The sequence below is a fragment of the Candidatus Neomarinimicrobiota bacterium genome (assembly GCA_016784545.1).
GTDB lineage: Bacteria > Fidelibacterota > UBA8477 > UBA8477 > JABMPR01 > JABMPR01.
Genome location: JADHUM010000050.1, coordinates 26,329 through 35,247, shown reverse-complemented (window position 1 = coordinate 35,247; position 8,919 = coordinate 26,329). Strand labels below are relative to the sequence as shown.

The window sequence follows — 8,919 nt, the reverse complement described above, 5'->3', positions numbered from 1 at the left end:
TGAGCAAAAAGGTAACCCTGAGCGGCGATTCACTAAGGGTGTACTTAAACTCGGCTGCAGGTCGATACTTTGCTATCGGTGGGATAAGCAGTGATAGTCTGCTTGCGGGCAACTATGTGGTTAAAGCTCTTGATGCCACTTTAAGTCTCACAGTTGATAGTGTGGTCGTGGTCGGGGCGAATACGTTGAATGACGCTTTTGGCAATAACTCGGTTCTTACACTTCCAGATGGTCAAAATCTGGCCAATAATGCAGCCATCATCGTAGATGGAATTATACCTGCAGATTTTACAATGGGTGCTATTACAATTTCTGGTACCAACCCTACCTCAGGTTATTGGAATGGCTCGGATACCCTTATGAACGTCGCTTTTGATGTTGCTGATGATCAATCCCTTGTTGGAGGTCGCATTTATGTCCAGGGATATTTTGCCTCAATATCAGGTAGACAAACTTTGGGAAGTTCCTACACCATTGGATCTGGAGACATCGGAGATGCGGTGATTATTCCGTTGAACCAAAGTGAAGTAGAGTCTCATACATCTTTTGATGACGGCAAAGTTTATCATATCACAGCGCTTATCAAGGATTTTGCTGGCAATGAGAAATTAAGCTCAGCAGCCAGTGCGGATACATTTTATGTTGATCGGGAGATTCCAGAGATTGAGAGTGTTACCTCTATCAATTCTGATGGCAACTATGGCATTAACGATAATGTTCATGTGAGATTGAATTTTTCAAAGCCCGTGAATATGAGTGGCGCAACGCTTTACACGTATTTGAATACAAGTTCAGCACGGGTACTGGATACCAATAGTATTGATGAATCAGATACGCTTTCCTTTAATTTTCTGGTAGCTGCGGAGGATAACGCAGTACCATTGATCGTGGACAGTGTAACCACTACCTCGGATGCAGTTTATGATCTGGCTGGGAATCTGGCTGATCTTAGTGTTCCACCTGGTGCCAATCTGAGTACAAGAAGTATCAATTTATACGGTGATAACCCCGTGATTCTTAATATTACTACCACGAGTACATCTGATGCGTATTATAAAATTGGCGATATCATTGATGTGATTGTCACATTTGAAGAAAGCGTTCATCTGGACGAGGATTCTTTGTTGATGACCTTGGAAACCGGAACGATTGATCGTGTAGTTGGTATACCGGCAAGCTCAATTAATAACACCTCTCAGCTAACCTTTTATTACCAGATTCTGGCTGGTGATTCTGTAGATGTTTTATCAGTCAAACAAATCGATGAAAGCGGACTTGGAACAGGTGCTGGAGCACTGGCAAACATAGTTGGTAACCCAGTTGATCTTTCCCTGCCGACAGCAGGTACTAATTTATCCGACTTTAGTCTGCATATCGACGGCGTAGTACCTGATACCGTAGATACGGGAGATATTGTTGTGGTGGGTGATCCTGTGGTTTCAGGTTATTACAATGCAACCACGGATTCCATTAGAGCAACCTTACCCATTTCAGCTTTTGATGGATCACTTATCGGTGGAAGTGCTCGATTACAGGGACGCGTAGATGAGAATCCATTTGTTAACATTGGTAGCCCCGTTAGCATTTTAACCGCTGATCCCATCACCATCACCCTCAGTGCAGCACAAGTGGAAGGCTTGTCAAACTTTGAAATTGGTGATTCTATACAGATTCGAGGTGTGCTTACCGATATGCCGGGGAATGTGACCAGAGGGAATACTAGTTCAACCACACTGCAAATCGACCAGATATATCCTGATGCAATTACTGATGGATCCTATGGGGCTGCTGGTGGAATTGTATACAATTCAGCACGTTGGAATGCAACAAACCTGCAGTATAATGTAACTTCCGTGATCCCAAACGATAGCAGCCTGATTGGAGGCACCTATGCTCTCCGATCCAAAATTGGAGCTGGTGGAAGTTTTGCAGCATCTGGATTCGATTCCATCATGGTACTCGAAAATATTAATGGACCACTATTTATGGCACTTTCAGCAGCTGACTTGAACACACTGGGGATCAGTGATGGAGATACGGTTCGATTTAGTCCAGCACTCACAGATAGAGCCGGAAATACTACCGAGAGTGGTGCGTTGTTTTCACTTTACGTCGATTATACGGCACCCGCTCTGTTTGATTTGGACACCATGTTAGCTACTGGTGGGTTGGTAAGGGCAAACTATTTCAATTCCAACAATGATGGAATTGATGTAACAATAACCTTGGATGACTCTGATCCCACACTCATCGGGGGAGAACTTCAACTGCGAGCAGGTGTGAATACACCAGAAAACGTGATGGCCCCGGTTGTCATCGCCAATTTTAATGAAATCACTATTTCTGTTCCGCGAGACACTCTGGAGGGACTCACCGATTGGGGGAGTGTTCAAACCCTGGAATTCGATGCGATTTTAACGGATATTGCTGGAAATACAAGAATAAGCAACGCTGGATTACCTGTTACCGTTGTGGATGAAATCCTGCCTGCAAGCTATACAACCGATGAAGTAAATGTTACAGGTGGATCTACTGTTGACGGTTACTGGAACAATACCAGTACGGGAATCGACATTAGCATTCCACTGGACGATACTGATCTGACACTCCTCGATGGAGAAGTGTACTGTCAAGGACGTGTGCTTCCATTTCCATTTGAAACATTCCCAGAGGGGGATACCCTCGATACAGTTGATCCTCTCCATGTTATATCCATTAATTCCAATGACATAGAAGCTTTGACCAATTTCAGTAGTGGCAAATTTATGGAATTCCAAGCTTATGTCATTGATCAAGCTGGTAACTATGTCTATTATGCTCCCAGCTTGAGCATCGTGGAAATTGACACTACGGCTCCACGATTATTCACAGCTGCACTCGATACGGTGTTTGGTGAGAATCTGCCTGAGAATACCTGGAATGCCAATTCCGATTCACTACGCTTGAACCTTTCTATTCCCAATGACTCCACCATGGTGAACGGACAAGCTGATGTTCGTATGCAAATCGGATTGACCGGTACTCCTGAGATCGTTTTGGTAAATATTCCAATATTTACTGTAAACACAGACACCTCTCTGATAATATCCTCAAGTGATATTCAGAATTTATCGGATTATTTAACAAGCGATGGTGAATATCTTTATACCAGCGTCGCCTTCACGGATCGGGCTGGAAATCAAGCCGTCAGTGATTTAATCACTGACTCCCTCTTCATGGATATTGCAGGTCCTGCTTCAGCCCCAGTGGATACAGTTATAGCATATAGCGGAAATGTAGTTGAAGATGCCTTCAATTCCACAAACGAGGGTATTGTTATCCATGTTCCGATTGCCAATGATCCCACGCTTTCCAGTGGCTTTATCCTGCCAAGATTTAACGTGGGAAATGGTTGGATTGATTTGGATACCCTGGTTGCCATCACTGATCTGGATACAGTCCAGATCGTAACTCTGGAATTAGCAAGTCTGGATACACTCAATGGTTTTGGGGACAATGCCACTTTGAGAACCAATGTCACCTTGCGGGATAATGCTGGTAATGAAACAGGAGGTGTGGAGAGCTCGAATCAGCTCTATATCGATCGTACACCGCCATCTGAATTTGACATAGTCAGTCTCACGACGACCGGTAGTCCAGTCATTGACGGCTATTGGAACTCCTACAATACAGGTCTGGATATCACCGTTCCAATAGATAATACTGATGCATCACTCTTTGGTGGGCAAGTATATAGCTGGATATACCTTAGTACCTGGCCGGTAAACAATTTCGAAGTAATTGGAGATACCACATCTATCACAGCACTGACAAACCGAAATCTAAATTATACTGCTGTTGAAATAGAGGGTATCGTTGCTGCGCCGGAAGACTTTGAAGATGGCGCTTTTATAACCATGGAAATTGACATTGTCGATGCCTATGGAAATGCAAGGACCAGTACGCGCATAGATACAGTATTTGTGATTGACCAGACACCCCCGGATACCGGTCACTTTATTCCTTCAGTAACCTATATGGATGGATTTGTGAATGCTGATGACACCCTTGCAGCGGCCTGGGATGGCTTTACCGATCCAATATCTAACATACTTAGATACGAATATTCCATCGGCAGCTCTGCTGGTCTGGCTGATGAAGTTGATTGGTATGATCTCGATCTGAATACTACCATGATTGATACATTTGGGACTTTTGTGCATGCTGATAGTTTCTTTATCAATGTCCGGAGTCTTGATTCAGCGGGAAATATTTCAGATACCATTTCCACACAAGGCGTAGTTGCGGATTTGATATTGCCACTGAATACACTGAACCTGGATCCATTCTACCATATTGGGGAGTGGAAGTCTGACTCATCCATTACGGGTATTGCCACCGATGAATTGTCTGGGGTAGATAGTGTCTGGGTAAATATCAAGAGATTGTCAGACAGCCTGTGGTGGAATGACATCACTTCAGATTGGCAGTCTGATAGTATAACTCAATTTACCTTTATGGAGAGTGGTTCCTGGCGGGTGACCCTACCTGGTGACTCTCTTGACAATCGAATTGATTATCAGGTAGAAGTTATGGCGACTGACAATGCTTATAACTTTCAAAATCCAACCAGTGTGGAGATTTTCCAGTTTGTTGTAAATTCGCCACCTGAGTTCCTGGCTATTGCAGATACCACCATTCATGAGGATAGTTTGTATAGTTTTATCCTGCCTGGTACGGATCCGGATCTAGGGACTATCAGTGGAGATACACTTTTCTATTCAATGCTTCAGCAACCTGACAGTGCAATGATTGACTCCATGAGTGGGTTAATTACATGGACACCAATCAATGCCGATGTTGGCCTGGATACGTTGATTGTCATGGTACGGGATCTTCTTGGAGAATCTGATACCGCTCAATATGTGATTGAAGTATTGCAGGTAAATGATGCTCCTGAACCAGTGACACTCCTGTTACCTGCTGATTCGACTCAATTGATTCCAAGTGATAGTCTCTTGTTGACATTCACCTGGACCACTGCATTTGACATTGAGAACAATCCGGTTACCTATCGACTCAGTCTGGAGGGTACCGGCTATGATACCATGCTGGCAACTGGAGATACGACGATCACAGTTGATGTCTCAGTCATGGATTTTCCATCCAGTACTATCGAGTGGTTTGTCCGAGCACTGGATCAAGCCGATACATCAGCTATTGCTGATACCTTCCATGTGACAACATCCTCTGCCTTTGCAGTGCTGAACACGGATAGCATCGCTGTCAATATTGAACGAATGACAGAAATTGACACCTCATTTACCATGAGCAATCTTGGCTTGACCGATTTACGATGGTCATTGCTGGATGCACCATCATGGATAAATCTGCCAATTGAGGCTGATACCATCGAATATGACAGCAGTGCAGTTATTGCTTTTAATATCAGTCCATCTGCATTCACTGTAGGTGGATATGGTGGTCAGTTCCGTCTTGTGACAAATGATCCACTGCAGGATACAATTACGGTCAGGGTGTCCGTGGATATTTTCGATATTCCCACACCTGTCATTGCATTTTATAAAAACAGGGCATACCCCTCGTATTATGAATTGATGATTGTGGATAGCCTGGGTATGATTGACTCGCTGGATGTTACTTATTCAGGTCTGGAAGTTGAGCTTACAACTGTTGATACTTTCAGTTATGTCGCACTTGTAGAAGTCACTCAGGAAGGTCTCAATACCTTTGAAGTGCATGCTTCAAACTGGGTCGGTGATACAACCATCACGGTAAGTCTCACCGTGAGTTTGATCAAACGTGGTTCTGGTTGGCTGGCACGCAGCCCTGATGAACAATTCGAGATGAAGGGTAGCTCAAACAGTGCCGTGAAATCAACCCGAATTGCGGTTTTGGACTCAATGCTGAGTGCCCATGATGGGGCCAGTTATAAAGTGCTTACTGATGGTGTGGTCCTTGCTGAACCGGTATTGGTGAGTATGCCTGCACTGACAAATGATCAAGCCATATACCTCTTGGATACAGCTGGTGATTATGTTGAGCTGGCGTCAGTGTCTGATGGTGAAAGGGTCAGTGCCTGGACTGCATCAATGGGTGCCTTCAAATTGGGACCAAGGACCATTATTGTTCCTGAGAAGAGCCAGTTGTCGCAGAACTATCCAAATCCATTTAACCCTTCCACCACCATCGATTTTGATATTGGATTCCTGGATGGTTTAAATCAGGATATTGCATTTAGTATCTACAATATCAGGGGTCAGGAAGTTCGCAATCTCATGGAAACTCAAATGCAACCTGGCAGTTATTCCATAACCTGGAATGGTCTGGATGATCAGGGTAAGCAGGTAAGTAGTGGTATTTACTTTGCGCGACTGATGACAGGCAAGGGGTATGTGAAAACTGTCAAAATGCTGGTTCTAAGGTAGGAGGTGTGAAATGAATAAAATGAAATGGTTGTTTGCGCTGATCCTACTTATAAGTTTTTTTGGATGTCGTGAGAAAATCGAACCCGAAGTTGATGACTTTACAGAATATGGCTGGACCTTGTATGAAAATCGAGAGTTTGAAAGAGCTCTGGCCCATTTCCTGACCGCGCTGGAGATGGATCCCCAATACATTGATGCTTATAATGGTGCTGGCTGGTGCTATGTAGAATTTAACAAGCCAGATACGGCTATTGTTTTCTTTAACAATGGTTTGGATCTGATCACCATTGATAGCAGTCAGGTACGGTTTGAGATGTTGGCTGGCGTATCCTTGAGTTATCATGTAACCAGCGATTATGTCAGGGCTATTTCAAGGGGAGAAGTGCTCATCGAGTTTCGACCTATATTCGAATTTTCCCACAATTGGCGTATTGATTATGTTGAAATCACGCTTATGCTGGCTTCTGCTAACTTTGCTTCCGGTAACTTTGAGGCTGCCTTGGAGTGGGTCCAGAATCTGGATGAGGATTTTATCGTCGATATTTCTACCAACGAAGGTCGGGCATTGCTGATTAAAAAAATCGAGACATTGCAGGATTTATAGCTATTTTGGTTTAGCCGACCAGAGTTAATGCATTCATTAAGATGGGAAAAATGATGAGATCACCGAAAATAATTTTAGCACTTGTTCTGATATCACTGTTTGTGTGGAATTGTTCCTCCAATGCGGCCAACACGGAAGTTGATCAAAAACTCAAGACTCTTTTTGATAAGAATGAGAAATTTCAGGCCATGGCCATCAAGAAAATCCAGGCCCTTGAAAAAGATGTTGCCACACTCAAAAAGAATCAGAGTAAGCTTGGCAAACAGATTCCTGTGATTGTAAAGCAGATCAAGATCCTGAAAAAAGCGGTTGATGCCAGTGGCAAAGGTATGCCACCTGGTATGGTCGCTCAATTGGATTCTATTGTCCTTAATCTGGAAGCCATGGAGCAGGAACTGGCCCTGGTGAAAGAACAAGGGCTTCCTGTTGCGAGTGTCGATAGCAGCAAAGATTCACAACCCCCCATACTGATCAAAGGTTCTGATCAGGAACGCATCTATCGTCAGTACGGAGATCCCATTGAGAGATACATTGTAGATGAAAAGAACCAGGTCTGGCTCTATGACAATGGTGTTGCTGTATTTGATATGAATGGACGAATCGTTTCCATCGAATTTAAATAAGCTTTAACCTATAGGGATCCTTGGCTCGTCATCTCGAGCGGCCAGCAGGGACGAAGCACCTGCGGTGCGTAGACCTGAGTCGAGAGATATGCATTGATATCCTATATGCCGTGACCCTAAAGAACTCTTAACCTGATTTACTTAAAACCTGCATCCTTTTGCAGGTTTTTTTATTATCTGAATCCTTCAGATAATAATCGCGGCGAAACTATGATCCTACCCACTATGGCGGGTGAGGTGATGCCGGAAACGCTCATTCACCTCACCCTGAAACCTAACCTCATGCCCAATGAGCAAATATTTTGTAATATATTTACATCATTTGCTTGATATACACCTTTTGTACACCTATATTAAAACCATGAAGAATAGTGAATCAAGAAGTGGAGGATATATGAATCGGGGTTATGGAAAATCTAAACATGCGGAACGATTGATCCAGCATGCCATAGAGGTTTTTGATCTTGTTGAAATAGTTCCTGCCACACGTGTAGAGAGGTCTATTAATCGCCGCTATCTTAAACCTTCACCTGCCACGCGACATAGTGAGGCGCAAAGCTCGAGCTTATATGTTGATGTAACCCATGGGGCGAGAGCATGCTAACCAAAAAGCAACGCGAACTTTACGAATATATCTCACGGTTCATTCAGAGTCACCAGATGGCGCCAACTATTGCTGAGATACGGGAGTTCTTTGGACTGAATTCCAATTTCTCCATCCAGAAGAAACTGAATATCCTCCGCGAAAGGGGCTATATCGCTTTTGATAAGAGCAATGCTGCTCGCAATATTCGGCTCACGGGTCTGGTAGGAGAGACCGTTGTGCTGGATATTCTGGGACAGGTCACTGCTGGTATCCCCATTGAGGCCATTGAAATTCCTGAACCTGTGGAAGTGCCGCGCTACCTACTCAAGGGAACCAATAATTTTGCATTGCGGGTTCGTGGAGATTCCATGATGGATGCCAATATTGAAGATGGTGATGTCATTATTGTAAAACCTCAACCCAAGGCTGAAAGTGGTCAGATTGTAGTTGCCACCATCAATGGAGAGGCCACAGTCAAAAAGCTGGACCTGCATCCTGGCGGCGTCACACTGCGTCCCTGCAACAGTTCCGGGCAGTATCAGCCCATCCAGGTAGCAGAAGATGATGAATTTGCCCTCAAGGGTGTTGTTGTAGGGCTGTTAAGGCAGTATCAGGCATGATGTTTGGGCTAAAGCCCTCTTGCGTAATTGAGCGTTATGCCCCCGCCCTAAAGGACGG

Annotated in this window: 5 protein-coding genes; all 5 read left to right on the top strand. The window is 44.1% G+C overall.

Translation table 11 applies throughout. The features are described 5' to 3' along the window. Window positions 1-6,428, top strand: a 6,428-nt coding sequence (locus ISR87_11720; GenBank protein ID MBL7026114.1) for a T9SS type A sorting domain-containing protein, incomplete at its 5' end; no start/stop codon positions are given. 10 nt (window positions 6,429-6,438) lie between these two features. Continuing rightward, window positions 6,439-7,032: a tetratricopeptide repeat protein gene (locus tag ISR87_11715; GenBank protein ID MBL7026113.1), complete on the top strand. Its 594-nt coding sequence runs from the start codon at window positions 6,439-6,441 to the stop codon at window positions 7,030-7,032. 50 nt (window positions 7,033-7,082) lie between these two features. Continuing rightward, complete coding sequence (locus tag ISR87_11710) at window positions 7,083-7,655, top strand: hypothetical protein (GenBank protein ID MBL7026112.1); 573 nt, start codon at window positions 7,083-7,085, stop codon at window positions 7,653-7,655. 394 nt (window positions 7,656-8,049) lie between these two features. Further along, entirely contained in the window at window positions 8,050-8,259 is a 210-nt protein-coding gene (locus ISR87_11705; protein ID MBL7026111.1) for a hypothetical protein, read from the top strand. Continuing rightward, the gene (gene lexA / locus ISR87_11700) at window positions 8,253-8,861 is read left to right on the top strand and encodes a repressor LexA (protein ID MBL7026110.1); all 609 of its coding nucleotides are present in this window, start codon (window positions 8,253-8,255) and stop codon (window positions 8,859-8,861) included. The genes ISR87_11705 and lexA overlap by 7 nt, the downstream gene beginning before the upstream one ends. Window positions 8,862-8,919 lie beyond the last annotated feature (58 nt).

What these genes read in the sequence shown, in the direction of transcription:
- ISR87_11710 (MBL7026112.1), top strand. Translation starts at nt 7,083, where the DNA reads ATGATGAGATCACCGAAAATAATTTTAGCACTTGTTCTGATATCACTG.
- ISR87_11705 (MBL7026111.1), top strand. Translation starts at nt 8,050, where the DNA reads ATGAATCGGGGTTATGGAAAATCTAAACATGCGGAACGATTGATCCAG.
- ISR87_11715 (MBL7026113.1), top strand. Translation starts at nt 6,439, where the DNA reads ATGAATAAAATGAAATGGTTGTTTGCGCTGATCCTACTTATAAGTTTT.
- lexA (MBL7026110.1), top strand. Translation starts at nt 8,253, where the DNA reads ATGCTAACCAAAAAGCAACGCGAACTTTACGAATATATCTCACGGTTC.